This window comes from Polaribacter sp. KT25b (genome assembly GCF_900105145.1).
Classification (GTDB): domain Bacteria; phylum Bacteroidota; class Bacteroidia; order Flavobacteriales; family Flavobacteriaceae; genus Polaribacter.
The window spans coordinates 2,698,919-2,718,866 of sequence record NZ_LT629752.1; the positions used below are offsets into that span (position 1 = coordinate 2,698,919).

Annotated in this window: 11 protein-coding genes; 2 read left to right on the top strand and 9 right to left on the bottom strand. The window is 31.9% G+C overall.

The genetic code is table 11. The features are described 5' to 3' along the window. Positions 1 to 180: 180 nt before the first annotated feature. From BLT70_RS11580 to BLT70_RS11620, 9 genes are all read right to left on the bottom strand, one after another. Positions 181 to 1,320, bottom strand: coding sequence for an alpha/beta hydrolase fold domain-containing protein (locus BLT70_RS11580; RefSeq protein ID WP_091894575.1), 1,140 nt, complete (start codon positions 1,318 to 1,320; stop codon positions 181 to 183). A 15-nt stretch (positions 1,321 to 1,335) separates the two neighbouring features. Beyond that, complete coding sequence (locus BLT70_RS11585) at positions 1,336 to 2,832, bottom strand: sulfatase-like hydrolase/transferase (protein ID WP_091894577.1); 1,497 nt, start codon at positions 2,830 to 2,832, stop codon at positions 1,336 to 1,338. Between the two features lie 33 nt (positions 2,833 to 2,865). Further along, the gene (locus tag BLT70_RS11590; RefSeq protein WP_091894578.1) at positions 2,866 to 4,473 is read right to left on the bottom strand and encodes an arylsulfatase; all 1,608 of its coding nucleotides are present in this window, start codon (positions 4,471 to 4,473) and stop codon (positions 2,866 to 2,868) included. 13 nt (positions 4,474 to 4,486) lie between these two features. After that, positions 4,487 to 6,367 carry an alpha-L-fucosidase gene (locus BLT70_RS11595; protein ID WP_091894580.1) on the bottom strand — a complete coding sequence of 627 codons (1,881 nt, stop codon included), beginning with the start codon at positions 6,365 to 6,367 and terminating at the stop codon, positions 4,487 to 4,489. A 12-nt stretch (positions 6,368 to 6,379) separates the two neighbouring features. Next, positions 6,380 to 7,858 carry an arylsulfatase gene (locus BLT70_RS11600; RefSeq protein WP_091894582.1) on the bottom strand — a complete coding sequence of 493 codons (1,479 nt, stop codon included), beginning with the start codon at positions 7,856 to 7,858 and terminating at the stop codon, positions 6,380 to 6,382. 101 nt (positions 7,859 to 7,959) lie between these two features. After that, entirely contained in the window at positions 7,960 to 9,888 is a 1,929-nt protein-coding gene (locus BLT70_RS11605; RefSeq protein ID WP_091894584.1) for a sulfatase, read from the bottom strand. Between the two features lie 11 nt (positions 9,889 to 9,899). Continuing rightward, a complete protein-coding gene (locus BLT70_RS11610) occupies positions 9,900 to 11,825 on the bottom strand; it encodes a sulfatase (protein WP_091894586.1) in 1,926 nt (641 codons plus the stop codon). 39 nt (positions 11,826 to 11,864) lie between these two features. After that, the gene (locus tag BLT70_RS11615; RefSeq protein WP_091894588.1) at positions 11,865 to 13,058 is read right to left on the bottom strand and encodes a putative glycoside hydrolase; all 1,194 of its coding nucleotides are present in this window, start codon (positions 13,056 to 13,058) and stop codon (positions 11,865 to 11,867) included. 12 nt (positions 13,059 to 13,070) lie between these two features. After that, on the bottom strand, positions 13,071 to 14,588 hold the full coding sequence (locus tag BLT70_RS11620; RefSeq protein ID WP_091894590.1) for an alpha-L-fucosidase: 1,518 nt from the start codon (positions 14,586 to 14,588) through the stop codon (positions 13,071 to 13,073). Positions 14,589 to 14,902: 314 nt separating this feature from the next. Between BLT70_RS11620 and BLT70_RS11625 the strand changes: the two genes are divergently transcribed. Beyond that, positions 14,903 to 18,022: a TonB-dependent receptor gene (locus BLT70_RS11625; protein WP_091894592.1), complete on the top strand. Its 3,120-nt coding sequence runs from the start codon at positions 14,903 to 14,905 to the stop codon at positions 18,020 to 18,022. Positions 18,023 to 18,135: 113 nt separating this feature from the next. Next, positions 18,136 to 19,941 carry an alpha-L-fucosidase gene (locus BLT70_RS11630; protein ID WP_091894594.1) on the top strand — a complete coding sequence of 602 codons (1,806 nt, stop codon included), beginning with the start codon at positions 18,136 to 18,138 and terminating at the stop codon, positions 19,939 to 19,941. Positions 19,942 to 19,948 lie beyond the last annotated feature (7 nt).

Consider the following 19,948-nt stretch of genomic DNA (forward strand, 5'->3'; position numbering starts at 1 on the left):
TATGTTATACTTTTTAAATAGTTATACTTTTAAACAGACTAAACTACTAACGTTAATAGTATTTTAAGAATGCATACACAATCGTGTCATTTATCATAATTTTTACAAGTCTATAAACAAATTTAAAGCTAAACTAAAAACAATAGTTTCTCTATTCAATCGTTTATTTGCTTTAATTAATTATAAATGAGAAACAAAATAATCAATAGTACTTTGTTCAATATTTCCTCTATTAGGATTAATATCCGCACCAACTTTTCGCCAATTATGTCCTGCATTTTTTACAATTAATGTGGTTACAGGTGCGCCAAACTCATTCGCTTTTTCTGCCATATAATAAGCGTGTTTTACTGGAATGGTAGTGTCTTTGTCTCCTTGAATCATTAATAACGGAGCACTGTTTTTATGTAAATAATTAATCGGACTCATTTCCTTATAGAGCAATAATTTATCTTTCGGTTTGGTATCTGGTTTTGTTATTCTTGCACCAAATCTATCTTTAAAATTTGGGCTATCATCATGATTGAATAAACTAATATCTTCAAAATCGCAAGGGCCATACCAAGAAACGCCTGCAATCATTTTATAGGTGTATTTTTCTAATGATTTTTCTCCTTTTAAACTTTCAGGAGGACTTAGTAATAACATTTGTGCTATTTGACCACCTGCAGAATCTCCAAATGAGAAAAAACGATTGGCATCAATTCCTAATTCTTTGTTATGTTTAGACAAATAACGCATAGCATCTTTACTGTCTATCACGCAATCTCTCATGGTAGTGTTTCCTCCATTTTTCCAAAGTCTATAACTTACAGAAACCACACAAAATCCTTTTTCTAAAAGTGCTGTATGTACAGTTTTAAAAGAAGCATTCGCTGCTCCGTGTCTGCTACCTGCTGCCCATCCACCTCCATGTGTGTATATCACTACGGGTAATTTCTCTCCTTCTTTTAACGTTTTAGGATAATAAATATCTAAATATAAATCCTCTTCTTTGGTAACTTTGTACAGAACATTTAACTTTCTTTTTCCCTCTGTCTTCAAATACGGAACTTGCTTTTTAGTCGAAAATTCTTCAAAGCTAATTAGGGCATCTCCGTTACTGTCTAATAATTTATTTAAATGTTTCCAGATGCGTTTGTTATCCTCCTCCGTAAATTCACCGTCTTTGTTTTCATCTAACCTTTCCCAAGTTTTCTTAATATAAACTTCACGATACGCTCCGTTAGATTGATCATCTGATTGCGCAATTCCTTTTAAAAAAGGAAATGTGATACATAGAATTACTAATGAAAAATTAAATTTTCTAGATTGTGTCATAATTCTGCTGTATTCCTATTTATTACTATACCCTTGTTTTTTATACTTTTCTAAAAGACTACTTAATTCTGCAACCACTTCTGGATTTTCTTTATACAAATTGTTTTTTTCTTCTGGATCATTAATTATATCATATAAAGTTCCTGTAGCTTCATTGGGTTTTGCTTCTACATTTTTTGGTTTTGTAAAACCACCTGAACCTAATTCTGGAGTGTATTTCCACTTTCCTTTTCTAATAGAAAACATGCCGTACATAGAATGATGTACTACCGCTTCTCTAATTGGTGTTTTTATATTAGAAGTATAAGCAGGCCACATGTTATAACTATCATCAGCTCCTTTTTCTACTTTTGGTAGATTTAAAATACCAGATAAAGTAGCAAATAAATCTGTTGTACACATTAATTGATTCGATTCTAATCCTGCAGGAATTACACCTGGCCATTTTGCAATATAAGGCACTCTATGTCCACCTTCGTAAATATCTGCTTTTTGCCCTTTGTATATGTAATTTGCGCGGTGTGCAAATTTTTGTTTATCTCTTTCTGTCCAATTAGATCCGTTATCAGAAGTAACAATAATTAATGTGTTTTCTAATTGACCAGATTTTTCTAACGCAGTAACAACTGCACCTACAGCATCATCTACCATAGTAACATAATCGCCATAATCGCCTGCTTTAGATTTACCAACAGCATCACCTACCGGCAACCAAGGAGTATGAGGTGCTGTTAACGCAAAATAAAGAAAGAAAGGTGAATCTGTTTTTTTTTGATCATCAATAAAAGAAACCGATTTTTTTGTAAAATTATCTAATACTTGATCAAAAACAAAACTAGGTGCTTTTTCTCCTGGTCTCCAACTAAGACCTCTACCTTTTCTTTTCTCTGTTGTATATTCTGTAGGTAATTCTACAGCTTTTCCATTTTCGATATAAAGATAAGGGGGAATGTCTAAAGAAGCAGGAATAATGTATGAATAATCAAACCCTAAATAACTTGGGTCTTTTATTCTTTTCGAAAAATCTACATTACTCAATCCATCTTTAGCTTTTATAGATCTGTCTCCATCTTTCGGTTGCATATCTAAACCGATATGCCATTTTCCAACACAAGCGGTTGTATAACCATTGCTTTTAAGATAAGAGGCAACTGTTGGTCTGCTTTCTTCAATTAAAGCTGGTTTATAACCATTTAAAACCCCTTTTTTCAAGGAGCTTCTCCAAGCATAACGTCCTGTAATGATACCATATCTAGTTGGTGTACAGACAGAAGAGTTTGTATGCGCATCTGTAAAATGAACGCCCTCTTTTAATATTTTATCCATATGAGGTGTTTGAATTCCTGACTCTGAATTTAAAGAGGAAAGGTCTCCATACCCCATATCATCTGCTAAAATATAAACAATATTAGGAGCGGTGTTTTTAACAATAGTATCTTGTTTTTTGATTGTAGCATGAGACTTACAAGAGATTGCTAAAACTAATATGAAAAGAAATTTGAATATTTTCATTTGTGTCTTTTATTTTAATTTTTATATGTGATTTTATTTTTTAAATGCAAAATTTGCTTGAGGCCATTCACCTGTAATAGCATCGTTATTTTGAGCTTTCCCAGGCGTACTTCTTCCGTTTATAATTTGTTGGCTTAATAGTTCTTTTAATTCTTTTACCTTTTCTGGGAACTGATCTGCAACGTTATTTCGCTCTTTGATATCCTTTTTTAAATTGTATAGAATCTCATCTGCTGAAATATCTTTATGTTTTTTAGTTTCACCTGAAGCCGAAATTCCAGAATTTGGCGATACAATTAATTTCCAATCCCCTTTTCTGATGGCAAAAACTCCATATTTATCATGATGAATCGTTGCGTCTCTTAAAAAGGTTCCTTTATTTGTTAATAATGGTAACATACTGTAGCTATCTTCGGCTTCATTATCTTTAAAATCATAGTTAATAATGTCTGCACAAGTTGCCATAAAATCTGTAGTACATAAGGTTACATCAGAAACCGAATTTGGTTTAATTTTTCCAGGCCATTTTACTAAAAACGGCACTCTATGTCCACCTTCTAAAAAGCTTCCTTTGTAACCGCTGTAAATATAACTAGGACTGTGTTTGTGCTGTTTTAAAGTTTTTAAATCATTGGTAGTAGCATACCCATTATCACTTGTAAAAATGACTATTGTATTTTCGTCTATTCCTTGTTCTTTTAATGTTTTAAAAATAGTGCCCATTAAATCATCAATCATAATTACAAAATCTGCATAAGGACTGCCAATTTCACTTTGTCCTTTCCATGGAACAATTGGTAACACAGGATTATGTGGAGAAGGCAATGGAATATACATAAAAAAAGGTTTTTCTTTATTGGCATTCTCTTTAATAAATGAAATCGATTTTTTTACAACATTTGGAAGTACTTCTTCATGTTTAAAATCATCAGCAACATCTCCTTTTATCCAACTGCTAAAAGGATATTTTTTTCTGCTTCTCTCTGTTATTTTTGTAGGAATCATAGTTGCCTTATTGTTTTCTATATACACAAAAGGAGGCATATTTAAAGAGGCTGAAATCATATAAGAATAATCAAATCCCATATCATTAGGTCCAAATTTTAAAGGTTTACTATAATCAATATTTTTGAAATTTAAACGCTCAGATTTGTCTGAAAAATGATCAAACTCTGGACTGTCATTTTTCATTGTCCAGTTTAAACCTAAATGCCATTTTCCTATACTTGCTGTTTTATAGCCATTATCTTTTAGTAATTGTGCAACTGTTAATCTGTTTTTCTGAATTAAACTCGGTGAATTCCCCCAAGTAACAAATTCTTTTAAAGGTGTTCGCCAATTGTATCGTCCTGTTAAAATACCATATCTGGTTGGTGTACACACAGCAGAAGAGGTATGTGCATCTGTAAATTGCATACCTTCTTTACCCATTTTATCTAAATTGGGCGTTTGTATTTTACTTTTTTCATTATAAAGACTAACATCACCAATACCTAAATCATCAGCTAAAATGTAGATAATGTTTGGTTTTTTTTGATCTTCCTTTTTTGATGTCTGGCTACTAGCACAATTTGTAGTAATTAGTAATACTGTTAAAAGTAGAAATCGTATTTGAAAAATTTGAGTCAATATACTTTTCATGATGTAATTTAGTTTAATTATTTTTTAAAGTAACTTCTATAACATAACCAAGCGCATTTTTTGGTAATCCGATTACAGTAGTTTTTAATCCGTTTTTATTTTGATCCCATTTAAGGGTTTTATCGCTTCCTAATAACTTTACTTGTTCAATATCTCCTTCACCTTTTCTCAGTGATCTTATAAGGACATCTCCCTCTGTATTTGTTAAAGAAATAGCATATACTTTATTTTCTTTTGTTGTAAACCAAAAATCTTTGGAAGTGAATTTTCTTTCAAAACCTTTAGCAGCTCTATGACCTGTACCATCTAAAAGTGTTTCTTCTTGACCTTCATTGGGTGTTTTCCAACGAGATGTTCCATAAACAGCATCAGCATTTTGATGAATCCATTTACCCATTTCACGCAAATTTTGGGCGCTTGTTTCTGGTACATTTCCTTTTCCATCAGGTCCAATATTTAATAAGTAATTTCCTCCTTTTGATAAAATATCAACAAAGTAGTATAACAATTCTTTTGGGCTTTTCCAGTCTTTATCATAAGATTTATAACCCCAAGAATTGTTTGTTGTTCCACAAGTTTCCCAATATTTTTCTAACTTTTCTGATGCAGAAGGAATCTTATTATCTCCAGCATCTAAATAATCTCCAAACGCATAACCAACTCTTCTGTTTACTACTACATTTGGATTGATATCATAAACCAATTTATAAAACTGAAATGCTTGTTCTTCGGTGATAAAACCAGTTCCATCAAACCAAATTAAACGCAATTCGGGCAATACATTTAAAAGTTCTTTTACTTGAGGATATGCTTTGTTTTGTAGGTATTCTTTATGTGTGTTTTTACTTGGATCCCATAAGTTTTTACCTGTTGGATGTGTATATATTCCTAAAGAATCATTTACCTTTTTAACGTTGGTATAATTACCATCAGCACCATCCATCCAATCATTTCCATGAGAATAATATACTCCAAAATCGATACCTTCTTTTAAACAGGCGTCATACAGTTCTTTAACAATATCTGCTTTATATGGAGTTGCATCAACTATGTCAAATTCTGAACTTTTAGAGTCGAACAAAGCAAATCCATCGTGGTGTTTAGAGGTGATGACGATGTATTTCATGCCAACATCTTTGGCTAGTTTCGCTACATTTTGTGCAAATGATTTATCAGGATTAAACGTTTTTGCGAGCTCCTTATATTCTCCTCTTGGAATTTGAAACGCATACATTAACCATTCTGCAACTTTTGGACCTGGATAAGGAGAGTTATTAATTTTAGTTCCTTTCCATATTCCGCCAATTTCAGAATATAATCCCCAGTGAATAAACATTCCTAACTTTGCTTCTTTAAAACGTTTTAATGCTTTTTGTTTTTCATCAGAATTGTGCATTGATAACCATTCTTGATGATAGTTACCAGAACCAATTGGTTTTTTATAATGAGGAATAATTCTTACCGTTTTAAAATTTGTATCAGTTGTTATTGAAATCTTCTGTTCTCCTGTATTTTTAAATTGAATTTTGCTTTTGAATTCTGAAACGATCTCATTCGAGTTAATTACGTAGTTTTCTAAGAGTGATTCTTCAAACTCTTGTTTATCAATCTTTACTTTTGCAGAATTATTATCTTCGGATATTTCTCCACTAGAAACCATTTGAAGTACATATTCAGAAGGATGTTTTACATTAAAGTTCCAAGAATATGTGTTGCCTTCTTTTTTTGCATCAACTTTATTTAATACTATCCAATTATTAGTTTGGTCAAATACTTGATGATTTAAAGCAGTAGAGTCAACATTGGTTTTACAGGATACAGAAATCAAAAACAGCGCTATTAAAAAAGTATAACTTGTTAATTTCATTCTTAAAATATTTTTTATAGTATTCATCTTTGGTGAATTTTAATCAAATTTAGGATTCCATTCTAAAATTCCTTTTTCCTCTAATTGCTTATAATATTTTGTATGAAGTGGCTGCTTTTTTACTCTTTTTCTATTTTCGTTTATCATAAATGGAATAGAGGAAGACCACCATTTGTTATAAGGTTCTTCAAATTTAGTAATCACTTCTGGGTTTTCTGCTGCAACATTATTGCGTTCTCCAGGGTCGTTAATAACATCATACAATTCTTTATTGTTTACAAAACGCCATTGCTGACTTCTTATAGCCATTTTAGTATATTTAGCTTCTTCTACTTTCCCTGTTTTCCATCTTCCACAATGTGTAAATAACAAACGGTCTTCCCAGGTTGTTGCTGTGTTTTCTAATAATGGAATTAACGATAATCCTTTTAAAGATTGCATTGTTTCTGGCAATTTAGCGCCAGCCAATTCTGTAAAGGTTTTGTATAAATCTATATGAGCTGTAAGTTGGTTGATATCTTTTCCTTCGGATAAAACGCCTTTCCAGTAAAAGAAAAGAGGTACGTGATTTCCACCTTCATTAGGCGAATTTTTTCCACCTTTAAGATTGGCATTAAAATGTTTTACTTTTTTCCCATTTAAAGTTCCTCCTAAATGTGTTGCACCATTATCTGTTGTAAAAATTATTAACGTATTATCTAAAACATCCCATTCTTTCAGTTTTTTTATCAACCTTCCAAAATTATCATCAATGTTTTCAATCATTCCATATCTTCCAGCAGTACCTTCATCATAACCCAGTTCTAAGAAACGTTTTTTATAAGATTCTGGAGCAATTAATGGAGCATGAGGTGCATTTAATGATAAATACGTAAAATATGGTTTATTAGCATCGATTTGTTGTTTTGTCCAAGCCAATCCTGCATCAAAAAACACATCCGTACAAAAGCCTTTCGTTTTTACAATCGTTTTATTGTGAAGTAAGACATTGTCAAAATATAAGTTTTCTTTATTCGCAGGGAAATCTCCTAAACTTACTTGACCAATACCTCCAGCACCATGCATCAATACTTCATCAAAACCTCTATTTTGAGGGAGATATTCATCTCCATCTCCTAAATGCCATTTGCCAAAAAGACCTGTTTTATAACCTGCAGATTGCATCACTTGTGGAAGTGTGTAAACGTCCAAAGCCATTCTTTCACGTTCTAATATTGTATGCGTTACACCTGCTCTAAACTCATGGTTACCACTCATTAATGCTGCTCTTGTTGGCGCGCAAGTAGGGCTTACATGGTATTCTGTAAAACGTGTTGATTTTTGATAAAAAGCATCAATATTTGGCGTTTTTACAACTTGATTCCCCATACAAGAGAAATCTCCCATACCTTGATCATCTGTCATTACAAAGATGATATTTGGTTTACTGTTTTTTAGTTTTTTAATGTTTTCTTGTAAATACGCTATTTTTGATAAAAACAGGAAACACAAAAAACAAGTAGTAACGATATTTTTCATATTTCCTGTTTTTAGTATTTGGCTTTATGAAATTCTTTTTTCCATAAAAAGAATATTACTCTATGAAAGACCTATTCTATATTTTCACTTCCTTTAAGAGCTTAATTCTTTTTTTTCGTTTTCTTTTTATTTTTTTTCTTTCCTTTTTTAGGAGCCTTTATTAACTCATGAAATTTACTTTTCACCATAAATCTATTTTCATCAATAAAAATAACGCCACATTCATGTGCCTCTTTTGGAACATTAACAGTGTATTCTAATTTATCTTTACTAGACTCTAAAGGTACTTTTATGTATGTTGTGTGTAATTTTTTCTTTCCTGTAGCACTTGGTTTATCAGAAATTTTAATAAGCGCATAACTTTCAATCACATTTGATTTTCCTTTCTCTAATTGAATAGTAACTGTACGAGAATTCGCATCAAAAACATCATTCACAATAACCGGAATAGCGGCTGCATCTTCTTCGTTTTTAAATTTAGAAGGGTCTTTATATGGCAGCTTAGCATCGTAATCTTTAAGATACTTTTCTAGTTTAGCAGCTAACTTCTTAACAATTTCAGGAGATTCTGCTGCAATATCATGTTGTTCTTCTAAATCATATCGCTTTCCATCTTTATACAAACGATGCAATACATATTTGCCAGAATTAAAGTTTTTATACAATTTATAGTCTCCAGATCTTATAGCCGATTGATTTTTAACATCGTCTCCATAAGGATAGTGCCACCATAAATCTTCTCTAGGGTTTCCGTTGCTATCTTTTACATCCTTTTCGTTATTTAACAATACCTTAGAAATATCTAATCCGTCTAAATCATCACTATATTTAGAAGGTATTTCACTATTTGTCAGGTTTAAAATGGTTGGATAAAAGTCTAATTGATTGATTAAAACATCTTTTGTTTTTTCCTTTGGAATACTTGGTCCAGAAATAAGCATTGGAACTCTAATACCACCTTCTTCAGAATATTTTTTACCTTTATCTAAAGGAGCATTGTCAGACATTACTTCTGCCTTACGAGTTTCCGCTCCACCATTATCCGATGAAAAGAAGATATACGTAGTTTCGTATAATTTTTTACCAGGATTTCTAGGGTCATCTGTTTTCTTTAACAAATCTACAACACGCCCTAAACTCCAATCTAAGGTGGTAACCATAGCCCCAAAATAAGGATTGTTCTGACCTTCTTTAGTCCATTCAGCATCTACTTCTGGAAGCTCTACGCCTAATTTATCACAATAATAGTCTAGTAATGCGCGGTTTTTTGAGTGAATTGGATAATGCACCATCCAATGTGCTAAATATAAAAAGAAAGGTTGCTCTTTACTTTCGGTAATAAATTTAAGTGCATTTTCTGTAACGGCATCCGTTGGATAAGAAATTCCTTTAGGGTTTTCCTTTGTAAAAGGAAAATATTTTTCTTTACTTAAACGGTATGGATCATTAGCATCATTTGTAGCAAATACAGTCAAACGAGTGTCTGGTTTTTTAGGTCCTGTGTGTGCCCCTCTAGATTCATGCGCAAAATCAAAACCTTGATTTTTAGAGCTCTGTATATCCATTGCTCCTGCATGCCATTTTCCAACATGTCCGGTTTTATAACCATTCATTTTTAAAGCTTCAGCAATGGTAAAGTTTTCTGGCATTAAACCTTCAGGAAAATAAGGACTCATGTACTTTTCAGATCTCTGAGCCTTAGGAATTCCACCTCCACTCACATTGGTTATCCCTGTTTTAGCGGGATGCAATCCACTTAAAAGTGCAGATCTTGATGGAGCACAAGTAGGTGCTGGAGAATATGCATTCGTAAAGTTGATGGCATCTTTTGCCAGTTTTGCAATGTTTGGCGTATCCCAAGCACACGGCTCATCCAGGTCATTTAATTGTACGTCTTGCCAACCTAAATCATCTGCATAAAAAATGATGACATTTGGTTTTATTAATTTAGAATTCCTTTGACTATACATTGTATTAGATACAAATAGTGATAAGAATAATAAACCTAAAAGATTTGTTTTATTTTTCATTTGTAAGTGTTTTAATTTTTATTTTTTCTGTTTTTCTTAACTTTTTTAGATTTTTTAGGTGCTTTTAAAACATGAAATTTACTTTTAACCATAAATCTGTTTTCATCTATAAAAATGATACCTGCTTCTGTTACTCCAACAGGAAGTGTTAAGGTATATTCTGATGTATTTTTATTAAATTCTCCTTCTAATTTTGTAAAAGGTTCGTGCACTTTTCTTTGTTTTCCATTTTTTGAAACAGCATGTAAATCTTTGTAAGATATCAATCCATAAAACTCAATAACTTTAGAGTTCCCTTTTTCTAATGTAACTGTAATTTCACGTGATGAAGCATCAAAAGAATCTGTTTTAATTTTTGGAATAGTAGCTACATTTTCTGGTTCTCCTTTTATTTTTGAAGGATTTTTATAAGGGAATTTAGCGTCGTACTCTTTTAAATACTTTTCTAATCTTGTAGATAAATCTTTAACAATCTTTGGAGACTGTTCTGCAATATCAAATTTCTCTTCTAAATCTGCTCTTTCACCATTTTTGTACAAACGGTATAATTCATAATTACCTTTTACATGGTTTTTATACAATTTATAATCTCCCGCTCTTATTGCAGATTGCATTTGAAATTCACGATTGTGAGGAAAATGCCACCATAAATCTTTTCTTGGTTCTCCATTGTTATTTTTGATAACAGTTTCATTATTTAACAAAACTCCGGAAATATCTAATCCATCTAAATCGGAACTGTACTTCGCTGGTATCTTACTATTTGTAAGGTCTAAAATTGTTGGATAAAAATCTAATTGATTTACCAACCCATCATATACTTTTCCTTTTGGTATACTTGGTCCAGAAATTAGCATTGGCACTCTAATACCTCCTTCTTGCGCATATTTTTTTCCTTCATCTAAAGGAAAGTTATCCGTTACAATTTCTTTACCTACATGTTCAACAGCTCCATTATCCGAAGAGAAAAAGATGTAAGTAGTTTCATAAAGTTTTTTACCAGGATTTCTAGGGTCGTCTGTTTTCTTTAGTAAGTCTACAACACGTCCTAAACTCCAGTCTAAAGTGGTTACCATAGATCCAAAATAAGGATTTGTTTGACCTTCTGTAGTTACAGGAACATCTTTTGTTGGAAAATCAATTCCTAACTTATCACAGTAATATTGTAATAACTCGCGGTTTTTAGTGTGAATTGGAGAATGAACCATCCAATGTGCTAAATATAAAAAGAAAGGTTCGTTTTTACTTTCACCAATAAATTTAAGAGCATTTTCAGTAATTTCATCATATGGGTATGAAATTCCTTCTGGAGAATCTTTGGTAAAAGGAGGATATTTTTCATCACTTAAACGGTAAGGATCATTCTTTGCTCTTGTTGCAAATGTATTCAAACGATTGTCTGGTTTTTTAGGTCCTTGATGTGCTCCTCTAGATTCATGAACAAAATCAAAACCTTGGTTTTTTGATTTTTGAGAATCATCATGTCCTGCATGCCATTTTCCAATATGTCCTGTTGTATATCCATTCATTTTTAAAGCTTCCGCAATTGTAAAATGTTTTGGAAACAATCCTCCTTCAAAAAAAGGTGATATATAGTTTGGGCTTTGTTCTGCGTTAGGCATTTGCCCTCCAGCAACGTGTGTTACTCCTGTTTTAGTAGGATGTAACCCACTTAAAACAGCACATCTAGATGGTGCACAAGTAGGTGCAGGAGAATATCCGTTTGTAAAGTTTACAGCATCTTCAGCTAATTTTGAAATATTAGGCGTTTCCCATGGGCTTGGTTCGTCTAAATTATTTATTTCTGTATCCTGCCAACCTAAATCATCAGCATAAAAAATAATAACATTGGGTTTTATTAAATCCTTTTTTTCTTGACTAATAACATGATTAGAAAAGAACAATAAAATTGCTAGTGATGTTAAAATTGATTTCATTTTTTTTAATTTGTTATATTAATTCTAGGACGTAAAGTTTTATTTATAGTTTAATTTTGATGTTTTATTTTTGATATCTAACCAGACATCTACATGTTCAAATTTTCTGGTATAGATGTAGCCTTCGCGTTTTGCAAAACCCAAAGGTTTTCCTAAAGGCTTTTCATATTGTGGAAACGTTTTTAACCAAACAGCAGATTTTTCAGTTCCATAGCCATCATGCGGATAAACATAACTGTATTTTTCTGCACAAACTAAAAAAATAGCTAATAGATACTCTAAGCGCTTTGAAAAATCTTCATGTTTACTTACTTTTTTTCTAACATCATCAATACCTGCTTCGGCATTTTTTAATCCTTTGCCAATACCAAGAGACATGGCTATTACTTTTCCTTCTCTTGCAGATTTTTGTACAGCTTCTATTCCCTGTGCTAGGTAATCTTCATAAGCCATGCCAAAACTTTCATGCTCAAAACCTTCTATATAAGAGCCGTCAAAGAATTTTAAGTATGCTCTACCCGAATCTTCAAATTCTGGACGAACACGAAGAATATTTGCTATGAGTAAATTATCATCTCCTAATTGTGATTCTAAATCAGTCATCATTGATAAGTAACCAGATTTAATAGCTTCTTGCTTTTCTTCTCCAACACGACTATTAAAAAAACCTGGCACTAGTACTTTTATATTAGCATCTAAAAAAACACCATCAATAAATGGATTTTCAGTAACCTTTTTCACATGTTGTAACCAATACTTACGCACGTATTCTTCTGATATGTCAAAGAATCCTGTTTTGCCATTTGGCATTACCGCTTTTTGTCCTTTGGCATTGATTAATAAAGCTTCTGGGTGTTCGTATAAAAAATTTTCATCTTCAGAATAGCCTCCCCAATTGATAACTACATTCTTATAGTATACTATTTTAGCATTCGGATTGAGTTTTTTTACAGCTTTTGCCGCTTTAATAGTTCCTTTTTCTGTAGACCCAAAAGTTTTGCTTCCTGTTGTTTTTTCAAAAGTGATTAATGGAAATTTTGATAAATATTGAATCTCTTTATTAGAAAAAGAAGTTGATTTGCGTAAATGCATATACAATGGCATTTTATCCCAAGAAAATTCTGGTAACTTATTTTTCACCAAATTTATAGTAGAAGTATCTACATTTTGCGCTTTACACGAACCTAAAGTAAGTGTTAAAACAATTAATAAAAATGAAAATTTAGAATCCATTTTTGATATAAATTAGTTTAAAAATATTTTAAAACAAATAGCTGGCTGATTCGGTAATTTCTTAAAGTTATTTTTAATAATTAATCCCTCTTTTTCTTGCTGCCAAGTAACTTTCTCATCACTTCCTAGTAATTTAATTTCTTTTATTTTCTTTTGTAAAACACCACCTTTATGTAGTGTTTTAATTAAAACATCTTCTGTTGGTGCTGCTAAAACAAAAGCAAAAAGATTTCCATCTTTTGTCGTAATACGAATGTCTTTTTCAGAGAATTTTTTTAGATTCTCACCGGCTCTTTTAGTAACTATTTTTAAAGGACCTTCACCATAAATTTTCCAAGGTCTGGTGTTGTAAATTCCATCTTGATTAATTTTTACAAATGCACCAAAATCAGACAACATTTTTATTTGATTATCAGGAATCGTTCCATCGCCTTTTAAAGCAATGTTAATCATAACCACACCATTTTTACTTATGGCATCAATAGCATTACCAATTAATACATCTAAAGACATTTTGGTAAAAGAATTCTTTCTATAAAACCAACTTCCAGATAAATCGGTTGCCCAAATCCATGGATATTTTTGTTGTTCACCAAACATACCTCTTTCTAAGTTGTAAGTAAATGCCGCTTTATTCTTTTTTATATCTTTAAAAGATAAAACGGTTGTTTGTTTTCCGTTATTCTCTTTTAAATCTCTATTTAAGTAATCAGAAAATAATTTAACACCCAATCCTTTTCCGGTTTTTATTGTTGGATAAGGAGAATCGTTATTAAACATATCTGGATCATATTTCTCTATCAAATCCCAAGAACGTTTGTACCAATGTTCGTTCCAACTATCTTGGCTAGCAAATTCGAAAGAATCATAATCCATATTAAAGAATTCCCATTCTGGAGTACCTTCTTTCTGAAATTTTCTTGCAGTTCTAAAAAAACGAGGAGACCAATATAAATGAGTTGAAACTCCGAATTTTAAATCATATTTTGTTGCAGCATTTTTCCATTCTCTAAGAATGTCCTTTTTCGGCCCCATTTTAACAGAGTTCCAAGGAAAAAAAGAATCATACATATCAAAATTATCATGATGCGTTGCCACTGGCATAATAAAACGAGCACCACATTCTTTCACAAACTTTACAATTTCATTGGCATTAAAGTTTTCTGCTTTAAAGTCTTTTATAAATTTTTCATAACCAAATTCAGATGGTTTCCCATATCTTTCTGTATGCCATTTGGTTAATTTTACAGTTCTCATTCTGTCTGGTTCGTTTCTAGCATCGTAATCTGTATCACCATACATTCTTCTTCCATAATGCGATCCATCTTCTATTCTATTTTCATCAATAGACGAAGGAATTCCCCAATGCATCCAAACGCCAATTTTACCATCTTGAAACCATTCTGGCACCTGATAGTTTTTTGCCATGGATTCCCAATTGGGAGCAATTGTTTTTTGAAACTGATTATTCTGACAGAAAACAAAAGTTGCACTTAATGTTAAAAAAAGGATTGTTGTAAATTTCTTCATTACTTAATTCATTTATCAGGTAAACAAAGTAACTATTTACCTATTAACAAACGATTCTCTATTCCATCATTTTTTTGCTGTAAAAAATAAATATCAATAACAATAAGGAGAAAAAGGCTTTTTAGAAAATAAAAAAATGAGATACTATTAAAACCAATATTTTCTTTAAATACCTTATATATAGTACGAAAACCAAGGTATATTACTAGTTGTTTTTTAAAATGAGCAAAGAAATGATTGAAATAAGAAGACCATTTGTTTAAATAAGTTAGAAATTAGCACCACCAAATAATGCAAAGCTAAAACAAAAAAAGATGAAAAAATTATTAACTATTATTGCTGCTCTTTTGATGTCATCATTTGCTTTTTCGCAAGAAAAAGTAATTACAGGTGTAGTAACAGATGAAAACAATGTTACTTTACCAGGGGTAAGTATCATTGTTAAAGGTACTACTACTGGGGCAGTATCTGATATGGATGGAGAATATAGAATAAAGGTAAAGAAAGAAGGCGCCGTATTGATGTTTTCTTATTTAGGTTATAAGACAGTAGAAAGTGTAATTGCTGGTAAAAAAATAATCAATGTTCAGATGAAGGCTGATACACAATCTTTAACAGAAATTGTGATTACAGGAATCCGTGCTTCTAATATATCTGAAGTAAGAGCTAAAAGAGATGCCGCTACAGTAATAGAAGCGATTACTCCAGAAGATATTGGAAATTTCTCAGACACCAACGCAGCAGACGCTTTGCAAAGAGTTGCAGGTGTACAAATAGAAAGAGATGTAGATGGAGTTTCTGGAGATAGAGTTTCTATTAGAGGAATAGGGCCGCAATTTGTTGGTGTAACAATGAATGGACGTACACCAATCTCTGCAGGTAATGAAGGGAAATCAGATTTTAGAAAGTTTAATTTAAATGTGATCCCTACCGAAATTATTTCGGGAGCAAGAATTCATAAGACAACGCAGGCTAAAGAAGTTTCAACGAATCTTGGAGGTACTGTAGATTTTCAAACGATAAGACCATTAGACGCAAAATATAGAAAGAAGAATTATTTTGCCAGTATAAATGTAAGAGGTGCATCTAATTCTACAATTGAAGATCTTGATTTTGGTCATAGATTTTCAGGTGTTTATGGAACGAAAATAAATGAAAAACTAGGTGTTGCTCTTTCAGTTATTTATGCTGATGAAGACAATATAAAAGATGAAGCTTCTTTAAGAGGGATTACTCAGGGTATAAACCTTACAGATGAAAATGGGACAGAATATTCTGATGTAATTGTTGGAAGAACCATTAATAATTCATTGTTAAGAACCAATCAAGTGCGTTTTGCAACATCTGCAGCTATACAATGGAGACCAATAAAAGAAATAGATATGGTATTAGACTATACTCGAACAACTGTAGAAGCTAATTCAGATAGACAGCAATTTCAGATAGGCTTGGGAAGTACAGGAAGTACTCAATTATTAGGAGGAAACCATATTTTTAATGAAGGAGATCTTGATTTTAATGGTAATATATTAACTTATATTAGTCCTTCTTCAGAAGACAATGTTAGGACTACCATTACAAATGCAAATCAATTTTATGACAATCACTCAACCAATAATATAGTTGGTTTAAATACAACATATAAACCAACAAGAAAATTAAAAATCATTTCAGATATTTCGTATTCAGATTTAGATTATTTTCAAAATTTAACACAAATAACTCACAGAGTTCAAGGACGTAATGGAGGGTATGATCAAACAAGTTTGGATATTGATTTGAGAGGAAACACTCCTGATTATGGACTGCCAGTAGAGGCTTTTGATCCAGCTTCTTTCGATCTTAATAGAGTTTCACGTAGACTTATTAGAACTAAAGGGTATAATTATGCAGCAAAAGTTGATTTTGAATATAAGTTAGATAAAAAATCAATAATATCTTTTGGAGCTAGATATGCGGAAACTGATTTTGAAGCTAGGCAAACAACTTCTTCACATACGGATAGTGATCAATTAAGTGGTTTATATGGAGGTATTGTGGCTGACCTAAATTCAAGTGGTGCTTATACCGATCTTTTAGGAGAGATTACAGGCGTAGGTTTTAATGAAGGTAATGTTGCAGGTTTAGAAAACGGATGGGTTAAAGTTCCGGGGCAAGCTGTACTAGATTTAATGCCAGGTTATTCTGATGTTGATGGAGGAAGTATTTTTGATTTTGATGTAGATTTAAAAGACGTAAAAGCAGAAGAAAATAATCTAGGTTTTGATGCTAGAAGATCCTACGGTGCAAATGAAGCTAGTACCGATTTTTATACACAAATGGATATAAAAACAGCGCTTCTTAAGCTTCCTGTAAGTTTTAATTTTGGAGTTAGAGCTGTAAGAACACAAAATAAATCAAGAGGATTTAGTGGGGTAGCATTTGAAGATGCAGATACTGGCGATGATTTGGATGAGTTTTCGATAGAGAATTTTTATTATGAAGTAGAAACTTCTAGATGGGATGTATTACCTAGCTTTAATGCCAATTTTACGTTACAAAAAAGAACAAAATTAAGATTTAGTGCTTACCAAGGAGTTTCAAGACCAAAGTTTGTTGATTTAATTCCAAACAATGAGATTACTTTTCTAACTAATATTGCCCCTGCAGATGCAGCAGACTTAGCTAATTCGGAATTAAGAGGAACTATTGTATCTGGTAATCCAGATTTAAAACCTTATACAGCATGGATGTATGATACTACTTTAGAGTTTTATACTAACAACGGAGGTGCTTTTATTTTTAGTGCTTTTTATAAAAATCTTAAAAATTACATCGTAAAAGCAGTAACACCAGATCAAGCATATCCAGGAGAAGAATTATTAGGGATAGCATTACCTGATGGAACAGGCGGTACTGATGATTTAACTGGTTTGTTGTTTGACATAACCAAGCCAATAAATATTACAGATGGACAAATTTATGGTTTTGAAGTAGGATTGAATCAACACCTTTCTTTTTTACCTGGTTTTGCAAAAGATTTTGGTGTAAAAGCTAATTATTCTTACGTTGAAAGTGAATTTGACGGAGATTTAGGGGAGCAAGCTGATGGTTTTCCTGGTACAGCTAAGCATAATGCTAATGGAACTTTGTATTATGAACGATCTGGTTTTTCTGTAAGGTTTACGGCAGCTTATAGAGGTGATTACTTGAGTAATTTAGGGGCTATTGGAGGAAATACACGTGCAGATGAACCACACTATACTGAAGGAAATACTACTCTTGGAATTACCGTTAGAAAGAATTTATTAAATAAAAAATTACAACTTAGTGCAGGAGTATCTAACCTTACAGGTGAAGATATTCGTAGATTTCAAGGAGGTGATACTAGAAATTTTTCAGCTTACTATGCTAGAAACCCAATTTGGAAATTAACGATGAGGTATAAGTTTTAATAAAAAAAGTAATGCTATTTTTTCTTGAGAGTCATTAATGAAGTAGTCTTTACTGCCTCTCAAGAATAAGATAATTGATATAAAATAAAAGTAAATTTAATTAGAATACATACATGTTAAAAAAAGGATATTTATTTTTTTCCATTTTAGTACTCTTTATCGGTGTCTCAGATATAAATTCTCAAGAACCTAAAGAAAAAGGAATGGAAGAAATGTGGGGAGAAACGAAAGTTTCTGGAGATGCTTTAAAAAGTGGAAAAGCAAAATTGTTTGATGAAGGTAATTACGGAATGTTTATTCATTGGGGGTTATTTTCAAACCTAGCAGGTGTTTGGGAGAATAAAACATATTATGGTATTGGAGAGTGGATTATGAATCCAAGAATGGCAGGTATTCCTGTAGAGGATTATAAAAAAGTTGCTAATGATTTTAATCCAACAGGATTTGATGCTAAAGCAATTGCTCAACTAGCAAAAGATGCTGGTATGAAATACATTATTATTACAAGTAAACATCACGAAGGATTTGCTATGTTTGATAGTAAAGCAAGTGATTTTAATATTGTAAAAGCTACACCATTTGGTAGAGATCCTATGCATGAATTATCAGATGCTTGTCATGAATTAGGCTTAGGTTTCGGTTTCTATTACTCACACAACCAAGATTGGACTGCGCCAGGTGGAACAAGAGGCCCTAAAGTTGATGAAAATGGAAAAGAAGCTACATTTGAAGATTATTTCTACAATAAATGTAAGCCACAAGTAAAAGAAATATGTTCTAACTACGGACAAATTGATTTTGTTTGGTTTGATACTCCAGGTGATATGGAGGAAAAATATGTGGTAGAATTAGCTGATATGGTAAGAGAATTACAACCAAAAGCAATGATGTGTAGTAGAGTTGGTTATGGTTTAGGAGACTATGCTAGTGTTGGAGATATGGAGGTGCCTACAAAAAAAATTAAAGGATTATGGGAAACTGCAGATACAAACAATGATTCATGGTCTTATGCTTGGTATGATAACAACTTTAAGAGTCCTAAAGTAATTTTAGGAAGAGTTATAGAAACTGTTGCAAGAGGTGGTACTTACTTATTTAATGTAGGTCCAAATCAAATGGGTGTTATTCCAGAAATTGGCGCAAAATTCTTAAGAGAATCTGGAGATTGGTTAAAGAAATATTCTCAAGTTGTTTATAACGCTAATCCATCTCCATGGAGTTACAAATTACCTTGGGGAGATGTTACAACTAAAGACAACTCTATGTTTTTAGCGGTTTCGGAATGGCCTACAGACGGTAAATTATACTTACCAGGATTAAAAACTAAAATTAAATCAGCATATATTGTTAATCCTAAAGGGAAAAACAAAAAAGTGAAGTTTAATCAAAGTGATGATACTGATTGGGTTTCTTTTGATGTGCCTTATAAAGCACCAGATGATTTAATTTCTGTTATTGAAGTAAAGTTTAATGAAGATGATACAATTTTAGTAGAAGATAATTCTTTAGGTGTGTATCCAAATACCGATACTGTTTTAATTACAGAATTTGGAGAAGCTAAAAATGCAACTCAATCTAACAAACGTTGGATGGAAAAGTTTGGTGAATGGAAACATGCTGATCAAGTTAGTGATTGGAAAGAAAACGGAACAATAACATGGAATATTGATGTTAAAGAAGCCGGTTACTATTACTTAGATTTATCGTATGCAGGTAAGAAAAGATTGGTATGGAAAACTGTTACAGATGAAGGTATAACAGTACAAAACCAACAAGCAGCTACAGAAAAGTATGTTTTTTACAGCATGGGTATCTTAGAATTTAAAACTCCAGGATTACATACAATTACAACATCTTTAGTTGAAGGAGATAAAAAAACATCAAGTTTAAAATCTCTAAAATTAAGACCAATCAAATAAATACAAG